Origin of the sequence: Devosia sp. (assembly GCF_040509215.1) — a bacterium.
Lineage (GTDB): Bacteria > Pseudomonadota > Alphaproteobacteria > Rhizobiales > Devosiaceae > Devosia.
In genome coordinates this window covers 1-20,038 of record NZ_JBEVLL010000190.1, presented here as the reverse complement: position 1 = coordinate 20,038, position 20,038 = coordinate 1, and the positions used below count along the sequence as shown (strand labels likewise).

The following is a 20,038-nucleotide window of genomic DNA, read 5'->3' as shown; positions in this document are numbered from 1 at the left end:
GTGGTGCCGGTCTTGGCGAGAGCCGTGCGGTAGGATTCCATCGAGCGGTAGAACTCGAAGAATTCCGGATCCTGGCCATAGGCAGCCGCGAAGATACGGTTGCGTTCTGCGTCGCCGGTACCGCGGATGATTTCCGCGTCGCGGGTGGCAGCAGCGACGATTTCGACGCCCTGACGATCCGCGATAGCACGGAGGCTCTGGGCCTGTTCTTCACCGCGAGCGCGGAGGAGAGCGGCTTCGGCCAGACGTTCGGCGCGCATACGCTCGAAGGTGGTTGCCGAGACGTCTTCGTCGAGATCGGTGCGCAGGATACGCACGTCAACGACGTCGATGCCAAGTTCGGCCAGATCCGGACGGATCAGTTCGGCGGTTTCGCGCATCATCTGGGCGCGCTGGTCGGAAAGGGCCGCGCTGAATTCACGCAGACCGTAGACCTGACGCAGGGCCGCATCGAGGCTGGCGCCGATACGGTCTTCGGCCACCGAGAGCTGGCCCGTTGCACGTTCACGGAAGAGACGCGCATTGGAGATGCGGTAGGTGAGGAAGGCGTCGACCTGGTAGAAGGCGTTGCCTGAAACCTGCACGCGCATATTGGCGATGTCGTAGCGAAGCAGGCGATCTTCGATGATCTGCACGCTGTCGACGACGTCGGTCGGGATCTTGAAATAGATGCCCGGTTCGGTGCGCACGTCGGTGATCTGGCCGAAACGCATGACGATGGCCTGCTCGCGCTCGTCGACGACGTAGAGCGAGGAGAACAGAACATAGAGGGCCGCAACGATGACGGCGCCGATTATAAAGAGGCGGTTCGTCATGATCAGTTCCCCGTCGGTGTCGTTGAGCCCGAGCGCAGCTCAGGCAGCGGCAGATAGGGTATGACACCGGAGCCATTGGCACCGTTTTCGATCAGCACCTTTTCGGAGCCGCCGAGAACCTCTTCCATGGTTTCAAGGAACAGGCGCTTACGGGTGACTTCCGGCGAGTTCACGTATTCGGCGTAAACGGCGTTGAAGCGCTCGGCTTCACCGGTTGCTTCCTGAACGACGCGGTTCGTATAGGCCGCAGCGTCTTCACGCAGAGCCGCGGCACGACCGCGGGCATCGCCGAGAAGAGTATTGGCGTAAGAACGCGCTTCTTCCTGGAGACGGGTTTCGTCCTGGCGGGCACGCTGCACTTCGTTGAAGGCGTCGTAGACCTCGGACGGCGGGCCGGCATTTTCGATCAGGATCTGATTGACCGAGACGCCAAGGCCATAGCTTTCGAGCGTTGCGAGCGTAATGCGCTGCACGTCCGCGGCAATGCCGGAACGGTCGTCGCTATAGATGTCCTGCGCCGGACGGCGGCCAACCACTTCGCGCATGGCGCTTTCAGCGGCATAGCGAACCATGGATTCGGGATCGCGGACGTTGAAGAGATAGGAAACCGGGTCGTTGATCGCCCAGAACACCGAGAACTGGACGTTGACGATATTCTGGTCGCCCGACAGCATCAGGCCATCGCGCGCTGCGGCACGCGAGCCACCGCTCGCATTGGCGACGCCGATCTGGGTCTGATTGACCGTGGTCGTGGCGCGCTCGACGGTTTCGACCGGCCAGAACAGGAAGTGCAGGCCCGGGCCGGAGAGTTCCGGCTTGGGCTGGCCGAAGCGAAGCTCGACGCCGACTTCCTGCGGATTGATGGTGTAAACCGAATTGAAGCCCCAGAACGCAAGCAGCGCAATGACGCCGCCGACAATGGCCCAGCGGCCACCGGGGACACCACCCCGAAACTGGTCGCGTCCTCGATTGAGGATATCTTCGAGATTGGGAGTGTTTCCACCGGGACGGCGCGGGCCGCCGCCACCTCCGCCGGGTGCCTGGCCCCAGGGGCCGCCGTTGTTGCGGCCGCCTCCGCCTCCATTATTCTCCCAAGGCATCTCGTTCCTTTCGGTTCCTGCGTATTTTTGGTTGCCAACATATATAGGCAAGGCGTCTGCGCGATCAATGCGTAGGGCGTTTGCGCCTTTCGTAGATTTTGATGCGGTATGGCGCAGCGTCCTTTTCGGAGGGCGTTACCTCCGGAGTATCGATAACTGCCCAGATTTCGGGGTCGATATCGGGAAAACGGACGTCTCCATCAGGAGATAGCTCGACGTGGCTAATATAGAGCCGATCCGCTTTGGCCATCGCCTGCGCGTAAATGTCGCCCCCGCCGATGACCATGATCTCATCGGTGCCACTTTCGGCCGCAAGGCGCGAGGCGAGCACGTAGGCGGCATCGAGATCGTGGACGACATCGACGCCTTCAGGCGCGTAGTCCTTCTGGCGCGTCACGACGATATGCGGACGGCCGGCGAGCGGCTTGGGAAAGGTCTCAAACTGCTTGCGACCCATGATCATGGGCTTGCCCATGGTGCAGCGCTTGAACCAGGCAAAGTCGGACGGGATGCGCCAGGGCATGTCACCGTCCTTGCCGATGACATTGTTTGCCCCTACCGCGGCGATGAGCGAAATGCGCTTGTTCATCCCCTGCCCTTTCTGCCTGTTACTCGACTTCTTCGACCTTCTTGAGCAGGAGGATTTCGAGCTCGCGATCATAAGGCGGCCACCAGTCGGTCGCCGTCATCTGGAAGGTCGTCGGGCCGATCTTCTTGACGTCTTCGCCGCAGAACGAGACGAGGTTGTCGGTGCTGCCCTTGTCGACGGTCAGGGTGAACTTGCCGATGGAGCCGGACCAGTTGTTGCCGGTCGACCAGATGTAGGAAATCCAGTTTTCGTAATAGGGATAATTGGTCCAGCCGTCCTCGGTGATCGCCTGCTTGCGTAGGGTCGAGAGCAGGTTGTCTTCGACGCAGTATTTTTTCACATAGTCCGCATAGCGCTGCTCGGAGTCGGCGTCGCCCTGCTTGGGAACGAAAGTCGTCGCGACAGTACCGCCGACGCTTGGGCGATAGGTGTGCACCACATCGGAAATGCCCGGCTTGAAGGTCGCTTCCCAGCTATAGGTCGAGCGCAGGGTCCAGAGCGGGACGATATCCATTTCCGCGCCGTTTCCGGCGTCAAATTCGTAGGAGAAGACCAGCCCGAGGCGGGTCAGGTTCTGCACATCGTCCGCGTCGAGCCCCGCCAGCGCGTCAGAAGTCGCCTGACCGAAGGGTTCGAGCGGCACACCGAGATTTTTGAGGAGCTTGGTGTAGTCGATATTGTTGTTGAAGACGTATTGGTGGAGTTCCGCCTCGACCGGCACGTCGTTGAAGGTGGTGGCGAAGCCGAAGAGGTTGTCCTGATCCTCGATGGGATCGGCGCTGCCGTAATTGGCGTTCTGGATCGGCACGTCGACCATGAAATCGCCGCTGCCCTGAATGTCGGGCATCGGGAAGGCGACGAGGATATGCTGGTCTTCTTCGGACGTGTTCTCGAACTCGTAGGTCACCCGCACTTCGGTGGGCGAAATATAGAGGTCTTCCGAGGCCATCCTGATCTGTTCGTTGGTGACGAAGACCAGACCGCCCGTGCCCAATTGCGCCATCGTATCGTTGCCGACCGCCGGCGCTGCCAGCATCAATGCAATAGTCGCCGTTGCGTAAACCCGCATGGACCTACTCCCCTGTCCGTCAGTGCCGCTATTTCTAGCCGTTCTCTTTGTCAGCGCGAAGATAGGAGAACCATTTCCGATCGAGCGCCGCTTCGAGGTCGATGCCATTGCGCCGCGCATAAAGCAGCAGGAATGCGAGCAGATCGGCCGCCTCGTTGTCCCGCGCCTCGACGATTTCAGCATCGGTGAAATTCTTGCGGCGCCCCCGCCCCGACAGGCGCAGATGCTCGGCGATCAGTTCGCCAAGCTCTTCCTGCATCTTCAAGGCGTACCAATCGTCATCCCGCCGCACGCCGGTCTCGCGCTCGTACATGTCCGAGACTTCGGCAGCGAGGGCCGTGAGATCGGCGAGGGTGCGGCTCATACCGACACTTCGGCCTTGATATGCGGGTGCGGGTCGTAGCCTTCGAATGAAAAGTCTTCGAAGACGAAATCCTCAAGCCGCTTGCGCTCCGGATTCATGATGAGGCGCGGAAGCGGACGGGGCTCGCGGGTCAGTTGCAGGCGGGCCTGCTCGAAATGGTTGTTGTAGAGGTGCACATCGCCGAACGAGTGCACGAAATCGCCGACCTCGAGCCCGGCCACCTGCGCCACCATGTGGGTCAGCAGCGCATAAGACGCGATGTTGAAAGGCACGCCGAGGAAGGTGTCCGCGGAGCGCTGATACAACTGGCAGCTCAGCTTGCCGTTGGCGACGTAAAACTGGAAGAGGCAGTGACACGGCGGCAGGGCCATGTCGTCGACTTCGGCAGGGTTCCAGGCCGAGACGATGTGGCGACGGGAGTCGGGCTTGGTGCGGATCGATTCCACCACCGCGGCGAGCTGGTCGATGTGGCGGCCATCGGGCGCGGGCCAGCTTCGCCATTGCGAGCCATAGACGGGGCCGAGATCGCCGTTTTCGTCGGCCCACTCGTCCCAGATCTTTACGCCATGCTCCTGCAGCCAGTGCACATTCGTTTCGCCGCGAATGAACCAGAGCAGCTCATAAATGATTGACTTGAGATGCAGCTTCTTCGTCGTCACCAGCGGAAAGCCCTTCGAAAGATCGAAGCGCATCTGATAGCCGAAAAGGCTGCGCGTGCCGGTGCCGGTGCGGTCCGACTTGTCGGCGCCGTTTTCGAGGATATCGGAGAGAAGCTGAAGGTATGGCTGCATGCCCATACTCTACTTCGATTCGCCGACGATTTGCCGCTGCGCTCGATTCCGTCAACAGATCAGCGCTTGCGGTAATAGAATACCTCCAAACCTGCTGACACCTGGCGACGGCGGGCTTGGCTACAACTGCGGTATCATCAATAGCGAGGAGAACATCATGGCTATCGAATATGTGAATCCGCCCGGCATGTATAAGAGCCCCATCTTTTCCCAGGGCATCATCTTGCCAGCCAATGCGCGCATCCTGCTCATTGGCGGGCAGAACAGCGTCAACGAAAAGGGCGAGGTCATCCATAGGGGCGACGTCGTCAAGCAGACCGAGCAGGCGCTGGCCAATATGCAGAAGGTGCTGGAAGCCGCCGGCGCGACGGTCGAAAATCTCGTCAAGACCACGATCATCATGCAGCAGGATATCGATCTGCGAGCCGCATTCGGCGCCTGGATGGCGGTCTGGGGCGATCGGCCCAACCCGCCGACCGTGACCGGCATGCGCGTTGCCGGCCTCGCCAATCCCGATTTCCTCATCGAAATCGAAGCCCAGGCAGTCTTGCCGTGAGCCCGGTGCTGCGCCCGCTGCGCAAGCGCGAGGACATGCCCAAATTCGTGAGGATCGCGCTCGAAGAGCGCGGTCTTCGCGAACAGTATGATGCGCGCCCGCCCTATCAGCGCAACGACTACCTGATGTGGATCAACAACGCCAAACAGGAAGCGACCAAGCAGAAGCGACTGGGCCAGATGCTCCAGGAACTGGAGGATGGTTTCGTCTACATGCGGATGGATTGGAACCGCTGAAAACCGGGAACTGTGAAATGCTTGTCATTTCACCGCAGCAAACTAGCTTTGCCGAAACGGAGGAGGCAGGCATGAGATGGATTCTGGCTATCGCCCTTCTTGCGACCATGGGAGGGCCGGTTTTGGCCGAAGGCAACCGCATCGATATCCAGCGTCCCGACGCGCCTGAACTGGCAGCGCCGGGCCAATACCAGATCGGTGTGCGCACCATCGAGGTCGTCAACGAAAGCCAGCCCGATGTTTTGAGCGGTGGCGACGCAATCTATGATCGCCCGCTGACACTGGAAATCTGGTACCCCGCGGACCTCAAGGGCGCGGCACCCGGTGGCGACTATGTCGAAGTGCAGATGGCCAATAGCGACCAGAAGATCACGTTGCACGGTCAGGCCGTTCGGGACGCGGAGCCTCTGACGACCGAAGGCCCCTACCCGCTTGTCATCCTGTCGCACGGCTATCCCGGCAACCGCTTTCTGATCGCGCACTTTGGCGAGAACCTTGCCAGCAAGGGCTATGTGGTTGCCAGCATCGACCACTTCGAGAGCACCTATGAAAACAAGCTCGGCTTTGCCAGCACCCTTGCCAATCGCTCGCCGGACCAGCTCTTCGTGCTCGACAGCATGGCGTCGCTTTCCGCGGCGGCAGACGGCTTCCTCTCCGGACTTGTCGATGCCGATAACAGCGCCATCATCGGGTATTCGATGGGTGGCTATGGGGCCGTGATCAGCGCTGGCGCCGGTTTGGCCGAAGCAGCGGCGGCATCAGGCATGGCTCCGCCGGACGCTTTGGCTGGCCTGATGGCGGGCACCGAGGCATTCAACGGCACCCGCGATCCTCGGCTCAAGGCAGTCGTGGCGGTCGCGCCGTGGGGCGGGCATTTCGGGCTATGGGACGACATGGGCCTCGCCGGCATCGCCATGCCGCTCCTGATGATGGGCGGCACGCTCGACGAGGTTTCGGACTACGAAAACGGCATACGCCGCATCTATGAAGGCGCGACCAATGCAGAGCGCTACCTGCTCACCTTCCAGGGCGCCGGCCACAACGCCGCTGCGCCCATGCCGCCTCCAAACGAAGCGGTTGCCGGTGGGGCGGGCAGTCCGTTCGAGCACTACGCCGATTTCGTCTGGGCCAATGCGCGCATGAACAATGTCGCCCAGCACTTTGTGACCGCCTTCCTGGGGCTTTACCTCAAGGGCGATACGGCGATGGAGCCGTATCTGGCACTCGATTCCGCCGATTGGCGCGAGACGGCGGGTGACCGGGTGTGGACCGGGTTCGGCGAGCGCACCACGCGCGGGCTGGTGTTTGAGCACGCAAAGCCCTGATCAGCACCAGCTCTCCCGGCGACCTTGCCATTGATGCGCAAGGCCTTCGGCAACCAGCGTCTGCCCGACCGATTGCCCGTCGCGTTCAACGATCCGCAACTTGCGGCCATATCGGTCTTCGTCACGATCGGCGGCGCGGAGGTCCAGCGAGGCGCCGCTGAGAAGTTCGGCGAGACGCAGCGTGGCCTTTCGACCCAAGGCTGCCTCGGCGGAGCACTGGGGTTGGCTGACTTCCGGGGTGTTGATGTCGGCTATGCGGATCTTGGCGCCATCGAGCCAGAACGTGTCGCCATCGACGACGCAGGTATGGCGCGCCGGCCCCGAGCAGAGATCGAAATTGCGGGGCGAAACGGTGCCGACGACCGGCGATGCAGTGTCGAGCAGGAAGGAAGAAAGCCCGGTTTCCTTGATCCCGACGGTCGCAAAGACAACCAGCGCGCCGAACAGAAATGGGGCTAGGGACACGCCGCCGAACCACGAGCGCCGCCGGCGGCGCCCGAGCTTGCCAATAAATTGCCTGCCAATTCCCACGCCGAATCCATTCGCCACAGCTTGTTTCTTGCTGTGGCAGGTGACACCGGGCGGCGTATATTCGGGGTTAATCCGGACCCTTCGTCAGGACGGCTTCGAAGCGGAATTAATTCCGCTCGGCGTTTGCATCTGCGCCGACCCTCACTTATATAGGGACTGCCCTTCGGGGCTATGGCGATAAACTGTCATTGTAATAAACCCATCGGACCCGGGGGCAGTACCCGGCGTCTCCACCATCTCCCCTCTTCGAGGTGAGCCAATGGGGACGAAATAGGATCGACGAGGGCGTAAAGAGTGTGCTTTTGCTCGGTGAGGTACCACCGTTATCGGTCCAAAACTTATAGTTGCAAATGACAACCATAAGGCTCCGGTCGCTCTCGCCGCGTAAGCGGTGCTAGCACTGGGAATTAAAGTCCTCCGCTCCTAGCCGGGCGACAGGCGGGGTTCGCAGGCACCTGGCAACAGAAGCCTGCACTTTTCCTCTATTCCGCCCGACACTTGTGCCTTAGTCCTTGAAAAGTTCGGGAACGTAAGGCTGATATGGGCCGTTCGGGATTCTGCCGGGCCCAGCGACGACCAAGGAAGAAATAATGGCCGAAGATCACATGCGTTACGACATTCTCGCCCAGGAAGCCCTGCGCGGCGTCGTGCGTAAGGTTTTGGCCGAAGTGTCCCGCACTGGTCTGCCCGGCGAACATCACTTCTTCATTTCCTTCGCCACCCGCGCCCCCGGCGTGCGCCTGAGCGAAAAGCTGCTGACGCAGTACGACAAGGAAATGACCATCGTACTGCAGAACCAGTATTGGGACCTCAAGGTCAACGAGACAGGCTTCGAAGTCGGCCTCAGCTTTGACGGCGTGCCCGAAACGCTGGTGATCCCCTTTGCCGCCATCAAGGGCTTTTTCGACCCCTCCGTGCAGTTCGGCCTGCAGTTCGACCCGGCCACCGCGCCGCGCGAGGATGGTGCTGAAGAAGACGCCGCCGATGCCAAGGCTGAGCGCGCCGAAAAGGGCGATGCTGCCGAAGGCGAGCAGAGCGGCGAAAAGGTCGTCAGCCTCGACGCCTTCCGCAAGAAGCCCTGATCCCCAGGCCGCGTGATGCAGAAGCGGTCCTTCTCGATCGCCGGCCACCGCACATCCATAGCCCTTGAACCGGAATTCTGGCTTGCACTGGAAGAAATCGCCGCAGTGCGCGCGCTGAGCCTTGCCGGGCTCGTGCGCGAGATCGACGAGACGCGGGAAGCGGCTAACCTCTCGTCTGCCATACGCCTCTCGATCCTCGGCTGGTATCGAGCGCGGTCGGCTGATCCTACCGAAAAAGCAGATTGACCGGTCCGGCCGGCGGATTGTTCACGCCAGGCTGAAAGCCGAGGTTGAGCGGCAAGGCGGGCGGCGTCGGTACCTGTGTTTCCGGGGTCTCGACCGGCGGCGGCGTGGTCGGGCCCTGTTGTTCCTCAAGCGCCTGACGGGCAGCTTCTTCGGCCGCTTCACGTGCCGCTGCTTCCTCGGCAGCCTTGCGGCGTTGCTCCTCGATCAAGCGGTTACGCTCGGCGGCCGCCGCGCGCTGACGCGCCTCGTCCTCGATCCGCAAGACCTCAAGCCTGTCGACTTCCAGTTCGTTGGCGCGAACCTGGACGGCGGCGATCAGTTGGGTCGTGTCCAATTCGACGACCGGCGCGAGGAACGTGCCGCTCAAGCGCGCGATGATGCGGGCCGCATCATTCTCGATGAGGCCCGAGGGATCGACATAGCTGAACGGCGTCAGCACGAAGCTGCCATTGAGACCGAGCGTCGGGAGAGCAAAATCGACGCCGCCGGCCAGCCGCGCGCCGCTGCCCTCGATAATGAGGTTGGCAAGACGCAGCGTGCCGCCCGCTATGGCAAAGGCGCCGTTGGCTGACGACGCGGTGAAAGGTCCCTGCCCCAGCGATTGATCGATAAGGATATCGAGCGCATCCGCGTCGATGTTCAGAACATCGTCAAGACCGGCCAGGGCGGGATAGACGCCGGGGTTGAGCCGTTCGAGCGAAAGATTGGAGAGCGAGAAATTGCCTTCGCCGGCTAGGCTGGAAACGACCTCGGCAAGCGAAGCGCCCGTGCCTTCGAAACTGCCGCTGCCGGTGAGACGCGCGGCAAGCCCGGAGGCCGCTTCAGCTGTCACGAGGGCGGAGACCTGGACATTGTCGAGCGACAGGCGGCCAGTGATGGTTCGATCGGTCAGTGGACCGGCACAACACTGGCTGAGCGTGGCGTTGAGATTGCCGCCGCCTATCGAGCCCTTGAGGTTCGAAATGGCAAGGGTTTGCTGGTCCCAGGTGAGATCGAAGGCCGCTTCGGTGATGGTGGAGGCGCCCACTGCGACCTCGCCGGCCGTTACGGCGATTGTGCCGCGGGTCGTACGGGTCCGATTGCTGGCCGCGAGCGGACCTTCCGGCCAAACGCCATCGCCGGCGATAAACGCCGCGGGCGAGAGCAGCGCGCCGGCCAGGCCTTCAGCCTGCAAGCGGTCGAAATGAAGCGCGCCCTCGACGCTCGGACGCTGCGCCACCTGCTCGACGGCAATGTCGCCTGAAAAGGCTGTGCCTGACGAAGCGCCCGCAATGCCGGTGATAGCGATGGACTGGATGCCGTAGAATTCGACACCGGCGCTGGCCTCAAGCGAACCAAGACCGATACCCGTGCCGCCCGCCAGGGCCGCAAGGCCGGAGCCATCATCGAGCGCAATGTCGAGCGTGCCGGTGCCGGCCAGTTCGCCGCTCTCGAGCACCGACAATTCGCCGCCGAATGCCAGAAGCTCATTGCCTTGGCCGATGGACAGGCGCGCATCAAAGCCTGCGGCGGCGTCTCCCTCGGCAAAGAGGCTCAGGAAGGCAGATTCGCTGGTCGAGAACAGCGGCGTATCGGACGCATCCAACTGGCGAACTAGATCGCTGCCATTGCTGGCCTCCAGCGAGCCGATGATCTGGACATGCCCCTCCGTGACCCCGCTCAGGCCACCTGCCATATCGACCGCGAGATCGAGGTTGGCGGCGCCCGCGGTGCCATTGAGCGTGAAGCGCTGGGCGCCGGGATTGTCGCTGCCGACCAGGGCGAAATCGAGCGCGGCGGGCACGGATCGATCAAGCACCGGACGCCAATTGGCCGGAATGCCGAGAAACCCATAAATCGCGCTGAGCGCCGGGGCATTGGCATCTGGCACATCGAGATGGCCGGAGCCGGTGAGGGTCGGTTTCGCAAGCGTTCCCGCCAGATCGCCCGATGCATTGATTCCGACGCCGCCCCAATCGCTGCTGACAAGCTTGGAAAAGCGCAGGCCGGCGCCGGACCAGCTTCCCTCGGCCGCCAGATCTTGCGCTTCGAGGCCGAGAATGCGGATGGTTTGGCTACTGAAGGAAAAACTGCCTTCAGGAAAACTGGTACCAAAGGTGCGGTCGCTGTTCGGATCGGGGAACATCGCGGCGACAATGGCGCTATCGCCGGGCGCCAGATCGTCGAAACGCCCGACAAGATCGAGACGCGGTTCATCGCCAAACCCGAGGCGCAGTTCGAGGACGTGTACCTTGTCGTTGAGAACGAGGCGGCCATGCGAAAAGCCGAGTGCATCGCCGGCGAGCATCACCTGACCCGAGAGCTCTGCCGGAACATTGAACAGCGGACTGTTTTCGCTCGACTTGCGCCAGAGCTGGCTCAGGGCATCGAGGCGCGTGGTGGCGATGGTGATGTCGCCATTGAAACCGGCGACGCCACTATCGTTGCGCAGGGCGCCCGAGAGGCTGACGCTGCTGTTCCCCGCCAATTCGGCTTCGGCGCGAGAAATCGTCCAGATATCGCCATTGGTGCTGGCGTCGACGCGCACATTGCGCAGCGCTGCGCCGCGTAGCCCGATTTCGGCCAGGTCGATGCCGATCTCGCCCGGAATGGGCGGCAGCGGAGGAGCGGGCAATTCGCCGAGAAGGCGCACCAGCTCATAGGGCATCAGGCTCGTGTCTTCTTCGGCATCTCTTGGCGGCAGAGTGAAGACACCGCCCGAAACCACGGCCTCGAATGAGGTGCGCGCGCCGAGCTGGATGCTGGCTGCGCCCGTCAGCCGCATGCCGGCCCGGTTCTCGTCGGGCAGCAAGGTGTAGCCATTGAGCACGATGCGGTCGGTCGAAGCCGTAACCTTGCTCTCCAGCACCAGATTACCGCGGATCTGTTCGGCGCGCTCGGCCGAGGGCGGCGCCTGCTTGAGGATCATGGTGCCGTCGAACTTCGGCGCCTGCCCGGTGACAAGAGCACCATCGAGGGTCAGCGAACTGCGACCGCCGACTTCGGCGATGAAGGCGGAAACCCGGGCCGAACCGACATCATCGACGACGCCGCTATTGACCCGCAGACTATAGGCCGTGCCCGCATTGGTGGCGCTGCCCTGGAACTGGAAAGGCCCGGCAAAACTGCCGAGGCGCAGGTCGCCATTGATGGCGGAGAGTTCATAGGTCGAGCCGGACCGACGATCGGCAAGCGTCAGGCCGCCATTTTCGATGCGCGCCTGGTCGAGCGCCACACCGTCCCCGGCGCCCGAAAGATCGACGCCGCTGGTGAGAAGGCCGTTTTCGTCGAGCTCGAAAGCGATGACGGGCGATTTGAGGATCAGGGCCGAGAGATTGTACTGGTCGCGCAGGAAATCCATCAGCGCGAACTGCGCCTCGACCGCGCCAACCGTCGCGGCGGGTTTGTCGGCCGGGCCGATCACGACATCGGAGAAAGCCAGCCTTGGCGCCGGCAGCAGGGCAAAGTCGATATCGCCGCGAATGGTGACTTCAGTGCCGAAGACGCCCTCGGCCAGCAGCTCCATACGATCGCGGTAGTCGCCCCATTGAATGAAGCGCGGCGCGATGAAGGCCACAGCGAGGGCCAGGATCGCAACAATACCAACGATGATGTAGATCCGGTTGAGCACGGCTACTCGAACTGCCTGTCAGATTCCTGGCGCGAGTGTAGGGACTTGCTGCCCCCGTGCAAGAGCGAGCGGCGCGAATCCAGCACAAGAATCCGATAGGAGAATCCAATCCGTTCAAATGATAACGGCCGGACTTTCGTCCGGCCGCTGATTATTTGCGCAGAGGCAGCTTATTCGAGGTCGATGGACCAGAAGAAGGTCTCGCCCGAGGAGTCATCCACGCCGTCATTGTCGGTGATGACATAGCCCTTGCCGGTCGAGTCGATGGCGAAGCTTTCGACCTTGTCGACGACGTAGCCATTGTTGGAAGCAAGGTCGGGGATCAGGTCGCGGACCAGTTCCTTGGTCACGACCGGCAGTTCGCCGCCGAGTTCGGCACCGACCAGTTCGGCAACCGGCACGCGGTAAATGGCCTTGAGGCCAGCCTTGTCGGCGATCTGGTTGTCGCGCTCGACGATATAGGCGTAGTCACCATGGACGGTGATTTCGCTGAGACCAACCCAGCCACCTTCCGGCGCGGCTTCGAGCGGGTAGGAAACGGCAGCCCATTCCTTGGTCGCCGGGGTGTAGGAGAGGAGCTTCACGAAGCCCTTCTCGTCATCGCCCCATTCGCGCTGCATAGCGACCCAGAGGGTCAGTTCGTCGCCCGAACCGATAGCGGCGACGCCTTCGGCGCCAAAGCGCTTCTGGCCAGCGAGGAGGTCAACCGGGAAACCGACTTCGGCAAGGATTGCGCCTTCGGCATCGACATGGATCAGGGCATGCGGCACGAGCTTGTCGCTGTCGCCTTCGTTGGCGAGCCAGAAACCGCCTTCGCCGTCGAGCGTGATGCCTTCGAGATCGAGCTTCTGCGCAGTCTCGCCCTTGCGGGTGATGACGGTCTTCTTGACGATGCGGGCCGGGTGAGCGGTCGCGTCGATTTCGAAGATCGCCGGGGCGCCGTAGAGGACGCTGTCGCTGACGGCATAGAGAATGCCGGGCTTTTCGGCATCGGCAACGGCGCCGGAAATAGCGGCCCAGCCGATCGGGTGACCGTCTTCGCCCAGCTCGGAGACGAGCTGCGGATAAGCGGCTTCGCTCTCGGAGAGTTCGTAGACCATGACATGCGAACCGGCGAGGCCGTCAGCACGGAGGTCAACTTCATTGGCGGTGGCGAGAAGGTTACGCTCGGGAATGGCAACGAGGCCTTCCGGCGAGATGCCCGAGGGGATCGACTGGACGAATTCCGGCTCGGCGCCAGTGTCCTTGTAGACGGCGATCAGCGAGGCGCGTTCTTCGGCGATGAAGATGTACTGGGTGTCGCCAAAAGTCGCGACTTCGAGGCCTTCCGGCTCGACGCCCTTCTTGTTGCGGAAATCAGGGTAGTGACCGAGCTGGGCAGCGTTCACGTCGAGCGCATTGCCCGAGTCGAAGGCAACCGAACCATCGCGATTGAAGATGGTGAAGCCGCGCGAACCACCGTTCCAGTCGCCTTCATTGGCAACCACGAGACGATCGTTGTCGAGCCACTTGACGGCGTCGGGCTCACGCGGAACGACCTTGTTCTCGCCCGAGAAATCGATCTTGCCATCGTTCTTGGTGTCGACGCCGGCAACGCCGGTTTCGCCTGCTTCAAAGCCACCGGTGACAGTACCGGTCTTGGCATCGACGATGGCGATGTAGTTGTTTTCCTGAAGGGTAACGGCGACTTCGTCATTGTCGTTGAACGAGACGAATTCGGCTTCGGCATCTTCCGGAGCGATGGCGCTGATGCCGGTCAGGTCAACCTTCTTGATGCCTTCGGCGGTGACGGCACCGTCGGTCAGTGTCACGATGGTGAGGTAGCCGGTCGGCTCCTGCGGAATGGCGCCATCGTTGACCTCTTCATCGCGCTGGTTCTCGATGGCGATGGCAAGGATGGTGTTGTCCTTGTTGTGCGCGATCGAGTCAGGCTGGCCGCCGAGATCGAATTCACCATCGACCGACTTGCCGGCGATGTCGACGACCACGAGCTTACCCGACGGAGCGGTGAGGTCTTCGGTGGTGTTGACAGCCACATAAGCCTTGCCGCCGATGACGGTGACGGAAGTGGGCTCGCCGCCCATATCCATATAGCCGCCTGCCTTGGGGGCCGAAGCGTCGGTGATGTCGACAAAACCAATGCCGCCATTCGGGCTGTCCGAATAGATCAGCGTGAGGCCATCGTCGGTGGCGGTGATGATTTCCGAAGAGGTGCCTTCAGCTTCTGGCGCATTGAGCGCGACCGGGAAGCTGGCGACGCGGTTGAAATACTCAGCGGCATTGGCCGAAACGGTCGAGGCCAGAAGGGCAGCAGTCAGTGCACCCAGCAAACGTGGCGTATTCATGTGAGGTCCCCCTAATGAATGCGCTTCGCATAGAGGCCGGGCAAGACTCCTCGGTGACACTTGCATGACGGATCGGTGACAGCCGGTCATCCTGTACATGGAGGGGCGAGAACCCTATATTGCGCATGAGAACAAAATAAGATTCGTCAATCCCGCGCAGAGCGTGCTGCCCCAGCCCGGCGCGACGGAAAGGCCCTCTATGCCCGGTGAAATCCACCCCCTGCCCCGCCCCCAAGGCGGCCCGATCACGAGCCAACTCAACCGGCAGGTGCCGGACTATTTTGCCGGCCTGAATTCGGAACAGCTTGATGCAGTGAAAAGCACCGAAGGGCCCCTATTGGTGCTCGCCGGGGCCGGCACTGGCAAGACGCGGGTGCTGACAACGCGGATCGCCCATATTCTCAACCAGCGCATGGCCTGGGGCAGCCAGATTCTGGCGGTAACCTTTACCAACAAGGCCGCCAACGAGATGAAGAAGCGCGTCCACGAGTTCGTGCCGAACTTCGAGGGCCTGCCCTGGATGGGGACCTTCCACTCCGTATCGGCGCGCATTCTGCGTGCCCATGCCGAACTGGTGGACCTCAAGCCGCAGTTCACTATTCTCGATACCGACGACCAGATCAGGCTGATCAAGCAACTCATCGAGGTCGAAAATATCGACGAGAAGCGCTGGCCGGCACGGCAGTTCGCCAACCTGCTCGACGGCTGGAAGAACCGCGGCTGGCTGCCCAAGGATGTGCCTGTCGCCGAAAGCGGTTACTTCGCCAATGGCAAGGTCCCGAACCTCTACGCCGACTATCACGCGCGGCTGAAGACGCTCAACGCGGTCGACTTCGGCGATCTCTTGCTCGAGTGCATCCGGCTGTTTCGGGAGAATCCCGAAGTCCTCGCCGACTATCATCGCAAATTCAAATACATGCTGGTCGACGAATATCAGGACAGCAACACCGCCCAGTATCTCTGGCTGCGCCTGCTCGCGCAGGGAAAGCCGGCGTCCGAGGCCAATATCTGCGTGGTCGGCGACGACGACCAGTCGATCTATGGCTGGCGCGGCGCCGAGGTGGACAACATCCTGCGCTTCGAAAAGGATTTTCCGGGCGCCAAGGTCATCAAGCTCGAACGCAATTACCGTTCGACGGCCAACATCCTGAAGGCCGCGTCGACGCTGATTGCCAACAACGAGAGCCGGCTCGGCAAGACCCTGCACACCGATGTCGCCGAGGCCGGCGAGCCTATCTCCTTTACTCAGGTCTATGACTCTGAAGAGGAAGCGCGCACGGTCGGCGAAGAGATCGAGCAATATCAACGCCTCGGCGAGCCGCTGAACTCGATGGCGATCTTGGTGCGCGCTTCGTATCAGATGCGCGAGCTGGAAGAGCGCTTCATCACGCTTGGGCTGAACTATCGCGTCGTCGGCGGCCCGCGCTTTTATGAGCGCAAGGAAATCCGCGACGCCCTGGCCTATCTGCGGCTCGTGGCGCAGCCGGCCGACGATCTGGCTTTCGAACGCATCATCAATGTGCCCAAGCGCGGCCTCGGCGATTCCACCGTGAAGACGCTGATGGAAACGGCGCGCCATCAGCGCGTGCCCCTGCTGTCGGCAACGAGCATGCTGATCGACACGGAAGAGCTCAAGCCCAAGCAGCGCACGACCCTGCGTGGCCTTGTCGACCAATTCCACAATTGGGCATACCGCGCGGAGAGCCTGCCGCCCTATCAACTCGTCGAGCAGATCCTCGAGGAGAGCGGCTATATGGACATGCTCACGGCCGACAAGTCCGCCGAGTCCCAGGGTCGCAAGGAAAACCTCAAGGAACTCAGCCGCTCGATGGAAGAGTTCGAGACCCTCGGTGGATTCCTCGAGCACATCTCGCTGGTGATGGACCGGGACAGCGCCGAGGCCAGCGACGCCGTGACCATCATGACCCTTCATTCGGCCAAAGGGCTGGAATTCAATACGGTATTCCTGACCGGCTGGGAGGAAGGCTCGTTCCCAAGCCAGCGATCAATGGACGAGAGCGGCCGTGCGGGTCTCGAAGAAGAGCGACGGCTTGCCTATGTCGGGATCACCCGCGGCCGAAAACGCGTGCGTATTTCGTCGGCGCAGAACCGGCGCATCCATGGCCTGTGGCAGTCGGCGCTGACATCGCGCTTTGTCGATGAGCTTCCCCCTGACGCAGTGGTCGTGACCGACCGCGGCTCGGCCTATGGCGGCTACGGCTATGGCGGCGGCGCAGCCAGCCGCTTCAACAAGGCCGATCCGTTTGAAAGCGTCTACGAAACGCCCGGCTGGCAACGCGCGCGGGCAAATCAAGCCAATCGCAAAGGCGGCGGGCCGTTGACCATTGATGGCGAACTGGTCGCCCGTTCGGTCGATCTCGGCGGACAATCGAGCGGCTATAAGCCGGGCGAGCGCGTCTTCCACCTGAAATTCGGCTATGGCGATGTCATCAGCGTCGAAGGCAACAAGCTAACGATCGATTTCGAAAAGGCCGGCACCAAGAAGGTTTTGGAAAGCTTCGTGCAGAAGGGCTAGCGGCGACAGGTTCGACCCAAGTGTCGGATTGAATTAACCAATCGCGTTCACGCCTTATCAGAATCACTCGTGCATTCATGGACGGAATGCGTGGGGTTCGTCGTGTTCAGAATACAGCATCTGCAATGGATGGGAATCGCGGCGGCGGCTATTGGCTGCTTGCTGCTCGGCGGCACGGCCGTCCTCAGCAATCTGAACGACTATCAGCGCCAAAGCCATGGTGCCGATGAACTGCAACGCTTCAGCGTCCTGCTCGAAGCGGTCAACGCCATTTCCTCGGAACGTGGTCCGGCCAACTCGGCAATGAGCGCCACTGACGAAGAGGCTGCCACGCGACGCGCCGAATTGGCGGAGAAACGCGCCGCGACCGATGCCGCCGTGAGCCGGATGGAAGCCGTATTTGAAGGTACTCTCGTTGACGAAGAGTGTGGCGCGGCACGGGAGCGGCTACACGCCGACCTCGCCAATGGCCGCCAGAAAGTTGACTTCGCCGCAAATACGCCAGTTGCCGAGCGCGACCCGCGCGAAATTGCGCGGGGTATTCTGGCCATGTTTACGGCCGCCGACGCCGCCACCAAACTGCGCGATCTGGTCAGCGGCCACATCATGGTGGAAACGCCGAACCTTGCCGGCGAACTGATGCTCGCCAACAGCGCCAGTACCTTGCGCGATCAGGAAGGGCGGCTCGGCTCTTTCGTGGTCATGGCGCTGGTGGCCCCGCCGGAGCGAGACCCGATGTACCTGCAGCGCATGCAGGCGACCGACGGCATCATCCGCAGCCTGTGGTCCACCAGCGTCAGCCTGGCCGACAAACTCCTGCCCGAGCCCGAAATCGTCGACCTGGTGCAGGCGGTGCAGCGCGACTTCTTCGATGGCGCGCTCGTTCTGGCGCTCGATGCGGCCGAGAACCATACGGCCGACAACTCGCTCTCCCCCGCATCGCTGACGGCAGACTATGTTCCGGGCATGCGCAGTTCGGAACTGTTGCGCACGGCCGTGGTCGAGCACTCCGTTGCCGCTATGAACCGCAATGCCGAGAATTCGCTGAGGGCACTGGTCAGCGCTGCGCTCCTGACAGGGGCGATCCTCGCGGTGCTGGTGATCGTTGCAGTGGTGTTCCGGCGCACGCTGTTCTCGCCGTTGATGCGGCTTCAGGACGACGTGCTGGCGCTTGCCAGCGGCGATCACAGCGAACCTCCACGGCCCACGGGCATGGCCCGGGAAGTGGGTAACATCTTCAGTGGCCTCGATGTTCTGCGCCACAACCTGACGGAAAAGCGGCTTCTCGAAGAGGAGCAACGCCGTCTCAATCGTCGCCTGCGCCGGCTCGCCGAGACCGATACGCTGACGGGGCTGCTCAACCGCCGCGCGCTGTTGAGCCGCGTCGGCGCCATGTTCCGCCGCGCCGACCGGATCGGGGAATCCCTCGCCGTCGTGCTGTTCGACATCGACCATTTCAAGGTGGTCAACGATACCCACGGCCATGCGGTCGGCGATGAAGTGCTCTCGGGCGTGGCGCGGCTGATCGATGGTGCATTGCGGACCGGCGATACGTTTGCACGCATCGGGGGCGAGGAATTTGTCCTCATCCTCCGCCGCGCCGATCACATCACTGCCTATAACCTCCTGGAACGCATGAGGATTTTGCTGAGCGACACCGCCGTTCAGGGAAAACTTGAACTCAAGGTTACGGCCAGCTTCGGTGTCGCCATGCGGTCTGCCGGTTCGGCGCAGGACTGGGACGATATCTTCTCGTTGGCCGATCAGCGGCTCTATATGGCCAAGGGCGCGGGTCGCAACTGCATCGTCACCGAGGGCTTTTCGCCCCAGACGCGCCAGCGCGCCTGAAGTCATTTCCCTGATAAATCAATGTGATATGGCGCGGCATTGACTCATCGCGCCACCTGCCGCAACTAGGGCGGGAAATAACCCGGGATTACCTGCCATGTCCGTCGACCAGCTTTCCGCCACCCTGACCAAGGAACAGGCCTATGCCCTGGTCGATGCCGTCATGGAGCGCGACGACATGGCCCTGACGGCCTCGGCGCATGAGATCGAAGAGACGGGCGAATGGGTGTTCGAGGCCACCTGCGACAGCCCGCCAAACATCGACGCCTTCAATGAACTGGCGAGCCAAGTGCTTGGCGGAGCTGTGGATTTCTCGGTCGAAGAAATCGACATGGGGATCAACTGGGTCGCCAAGTCGCTTGAGGGCCTGGCGCCGGTCATTGCGGGCGGCTTCTATGTCTATGGCAGCCACGAGACCGGGCCGATCCCGGAAGGCCTGACGCCGATGAAAATCGATGCGGCTCAGGCATTTGGCACCGGGCACCATGAGACGACCACGGGCTGCCTCGAAGCCATCGAAATGCTGTTGGCCAAGACGACGCCCAAGGCGGTTATTGATATCGGGACCGGTACCGGCGTGTTGGCCATTGCCGTTGCCAAGCGGCTGGGTGGGAAGATCCTGGCCACGGACATCGACCCGATTGCCGTGACGACTACCATTGAAAATGCTGAGGAAAATGGCGTCGGCGAGAACATCGACTCCATCGAGGCGACGGGGCTCGATCATCCCGATATCGCGGCGCGGGCGCCTTACGACCTGATAGTCGCCAATATCCTTGCGGGGCCGCTCACCGAGCTGGCGCCGGGCATGGGCGGGATTGCGCAATCAGGCGGAACGGCAATTCTGTCGGGGATTTTGAACACGCAGGCCGATGGTGTCATCGCTGCCTATGAACTTGCAGGTTTCCGTTTGGTGGATCACCTCAAGCGCAAAGACTGGACAACGCTGGTGCTGGAAAAGCGCTGAACTCGTTAGCAGACTGGTAGCATCGAGG

General features: G+C 62.0%; 17 protein-coding genes and 1 other RNA gene. 9 read left to right on the top strand and 9 right to left on the bottom strand.

All coding sequences use genetic code 11. The annotated features are described in order from the left end of the window. From hflC to ABW043_RS10605, 6 genes are all read right to left on the bottom strand, one after another. Positions 1–815, bottom strand: an 815-nt coding sequence (gene hflC, locus ABW043_RS10630; RefSeq protein ID WP_353921183.1) for a protease modulator HflC, incomplete at its 3' end; no start/stop codon positions are given. A gap of 2 nt (positions 816–817) precedes the next feature. Beyond that, the gene (gene hflK, locus ABW043_RS10625; RefSeq protein WP_353921182.1) at positions 818–1,915 is read right to left on the bottom strand and encodes an FtsH protease activity modulator HflK; all 1,098 of its coding nucleotides are present in this window, start codon (positions 1,913–1,915) and stop codon (positions 818–820) included. 64 nt (positions 1,916–1,979) lie between these two features. After that, on the bottom strand, positions 1,980–2,504 hold the full coding sequence (locus ABW043_RS10620) for a dihydrofolate reductase (protein WP_353921181.1): 525 nt from the start codon (positions 2,502–2,504) through the stop codon (positions 1,980–1,982). Between the two features lie 19 nt (positions 2,505–2,523). After that, a complete protein-coding gene (locus tag ABW043_RS10615; protein ID WP_353921180.1) occupies positions 2,524–3,573 on the bottom strand; it encodes a DUF4424 domain-containing protein in 1,050 nt (349 codons plus the stop codon). 34 nt (positions 3,574–3,607) lie between these two features. Beyond that, positions 3,608–3,937 carry a nucleoside triphosphate pyrophosphohydrolase family protein gene (locus tag ABW043_RS10610; protein ID WP_502908638.1) on the bottom strand — a complete coding sequence of 110 codons (330 nt, stop codon included), beginning with the start codon at positions 3,935–3,937 and terminating at the stop codon, positions 3,608–3,610. Further along, positions 3,934–4,728 (bottom strand): thymidylate synthase, encoded by a 795-nt coding sequence (locus tag ABW043_RS10605; RefSeq protein WP_353921179.1) that lies wholly within the window; start codon positions 4,726–4,728, stop codon positions 3,934–3,936. Before ABW043_RS10605 ends, ABW043_RS10610 begins: the two co-directional genes overlap by 4 nt. A gap of 157 nt (positions 4,729–4,885) precedes the next feature. Between ABW043_RS10605 and ABW043_RS10600 the strand changes: the two genes are divergently transcribed. From ABW043_RS10600 to ABW043_RS10590, 3 genes are all read left to right on the top strand, one after another. Then, positions 4,886–5,284, top strand: a complete 399-nt coding sequence (locus tag ABW043_RS10600) for a RidA family protein (RefSeq protein WP_353921178.1) — start codon at positions 4,886–4,888, stop codon at positions 5,282–5,284. Next, on the top strand, positions 5,281–5,520 hold the full coding sequence (locus tag ABW043_RS10595) for a YdeI/OmpD-associated family protein (protein WP_353921177.1): 240 nt from the start codon (positions 5,281–5,283) through the stop codon (positions 5,518–5,520). Before ABW043_RS10600 ends, ABW043_RS10595 begins: the two co-directional genes overlap by 4 nt. Positions 5,521–5,591: 71 nt before the next feature. Beyond that, on the top strand, positions 5,592–6,845 hold the full coding sequence (locus ABW043_RS10590; RefSeq protein WP_353921176.1) for an alpha/beta hydrolase family protein: 1,254 nt from the start codon (positions 5,592–5,594) through the stop codon (positions 6,843–6,845). On the opposite strand, the gene ABW043_RS10585 is transcribed toward ABW043_RS10590, so the two are convergent. Then, a complete protein-coding gene (locus ABW043_RS10585; RefSeq protein ID WP_353921175.1) occupies positions 6,846–7,310 on the bottom strand; it encodes a thermonuclease family protein in 465 nt (154 codons plus the stop codon). 185 nt (positions 7,311–7,495) lie between these two features. On the opposite strand from ABW043_RS10585, the gene ssrA reads away from it, so the two are divergent. The 3 genes from ssrA to ABW043_RS10570 all read left to right on the top strand — a co-directional run bounded on the left by ssrA (position 7,496) and on the right by ABW043_RS10570 (position 8,704). After that, positions 7,496–7,852, top strand: a transfer-messenger RNA (tmRNA) gene (ssrA, locus tag ABW043_RS10580). 114 nt (positions 7,853–7,966) lie between these two features. After that, positions 7,967–8,458 carry an SspB family protein gene (locus ABW043_RS10575; protein WP_353921174.1) on the top strand — a complete coding sequence of 164 codons (492 nt, stop codon included), beginning with the start codon at positions 7,967–7,969 and terminating at the stop codon, positions 8,456–8,458. Positions 8,459–8,473: 15 nt separating this feature from the next. Then, positions 8,474–8,704 carry a ribbon-helix-helix domain-containing protein gene (locus ABW043_RS10570; RefSeq protein ID WP_353921173.1) on the top strand — a complete coding sequence of 77 codons (231 nt, stop codon included), beginning with the start codon at positions 8,474–8,476 and terminating at the stop codon, positions 8,702–8,704. On the opposite strand, the gene ABW043_RS10565 is transcribed toward ABW043_RS10570, so the two are convergent. Further along, positions 8,685–12,314, bottom strand: a complete 3,630-nt coding sequence (locus ABW043_RS10565; RefSeq protein WP_353921172.1) for an AsmA family protein — start codon at positions 12,312–12,314, stop codon at positions 8,685–8,687. The genes ABW043_RS10570 and ABW043_RS10565 overlap by 20 nt on opposite strands. Positions 12,315–12,484: 170 nt before the next feature. After that, positions 12,485–14,659, bottom strand: a complete 2,175-nt coding sequence (locus ABW043_RS10560) for an esterase-like activity of phytase family protein (RefSeq protein WP_353921171.1) — start codon at positions 14,657–14,659, stop codon at positions 12,485–12,487. A 199-nt stretch (positions 14,660–14,858) separates the two neighbouring features. Between ABW043_RS10560 and ABW043_RS10555 the strand changes: the two genes are divergently transcribed. The 3 genes from ABW043_RS10555 to ABW043_RS10545 all read left to right on the top strand — a co-directional run bounded on the left by ABW043_RS10555 (position 14,859) and on the right by ABW043_RS10545 (position 20,010). Further along, complete coding sequence (locus ABW043_RS10555; RefSeq protein WP_353921170.1) at positions 14,859–17,195, top strand: ATP-dependent helicase; 2,337 nt, start codon at positions 14,859–14,861, stop codon at positions 17,193–17,195. A gap of 102 nt (positions 17,196–17,297) precedes the next feature. Further along, positions 17,298–19,043: a GGDEF domain-containing protein gene (locus tag ABW043_RS10550; protein ID WP_353921169.1), complete on the top strand. Its 1,746-nt coding sequence runs from the start codon at positions 17,298–17,300 to the stop codon at positions 19,041–19,043. Positions 19,044–19,140: 97 nt separating this feature from the next. Next, complete coding sequence (locus ABW043_RS10545) at positions 19,141–20,010, top strand: 50S ribosomal protein L11 methyltransferase (protein ID WP_353921168.1); 870 nt, start codon at positions 19,141–19,143, stop codon at positions 20,008–20,010. Positions 20,011–20,038: the final 28 nt, after the last annotated feature.

Excerpts from the sequence above, each read along its gene's own strand:
- hflK (WP_353921182.1), bottom strand. The coding sequence starts at position 1,915 with ATGCCTTGGGAGAATAATGGAGGCGGAGGCGGCCGCAACAACGGCGGC.
- ABW043_RS10620 (WP_353921181.1), bottom strand. The coding sequence starts at position 2,504 with ATGAACAAGCGCATTTCGCTCATCGCCGCGGTAGGGGCAAACAATGTC.
- ABW043_RS10615 (WP_353921180.1), bottom strand. The coding sequence starts at position 3,573 with ATGCGGGTTTACGCAACGGCGACTATTGCATTGATGCTGGCAGCGCCG.
- ABW043_RS10610 (WP_502908638.1), bottom strand. The coding sequence starts at position 3,937 with ATGAGCCGCACCCTCGCCGATCTCACGGCCCTCGCTGCCGAAGTCTCG.
- ABW043_RS10605 (WP_353921179.1), bottom strand. The coding sequence starts at position 4,728 with ATGCAGCCATACCTTCAGCTTCTCTCCGATATCCTCGAAAACGGCGCC.
- ABW043_RS10600 (WP_353921178.1), top strand. The coding sequence starts at position 4,886 with ATGGCTATCGAATATGTGAATCCGCCCGGCATGTATAAGAGCCCCATC.
- ABW043_RS10590 (WP_353921176.1), top strand. The coding sequence starts at position 5,592 with ATGAGATGGATTCTGGCTATCGCCCTTCTTGCGACCATGGGAGGGCCG.
- ABW043_RS10575 (WP_353921174.1), top strand. The coding sequence starts at position 7,967 with ATGGCCGAAGATCACATGCGTTACGACATTCTCGCCCAGGAAGCCCTG.
- ABW043_RS10570 (WP_353921173.1), top strand. The coding sequence starts at position 8,474 with ATGCAGAAGCGGTCCTTCTCGATCGCCGGCCACCGCACATCCATAGCC.
- ABW043_RS10560 (WP_353921171.1), bottom strand. The coding sequence starts at position 14,659 with ATGAATACGCCACGTTTGCTGGGTGCACTGACTGCTGCCCTTCTGGCC.
- ABW043_RS10555 (WP_353921170.1), top strand. The coding sequence starts at position 14,859 with ATGCCCGGTGAAATCCACCCCCTGCCCCGCCCCCAAGGCGGCCCGATC.
- ABW043_RS10545 (WP_353921168.1), top strand. The coding sequence starts at position 19,141 with ATGTCCGTCGACCAGCTTTCCGCCACCCTGACCAAGGAACAGGCCTAT.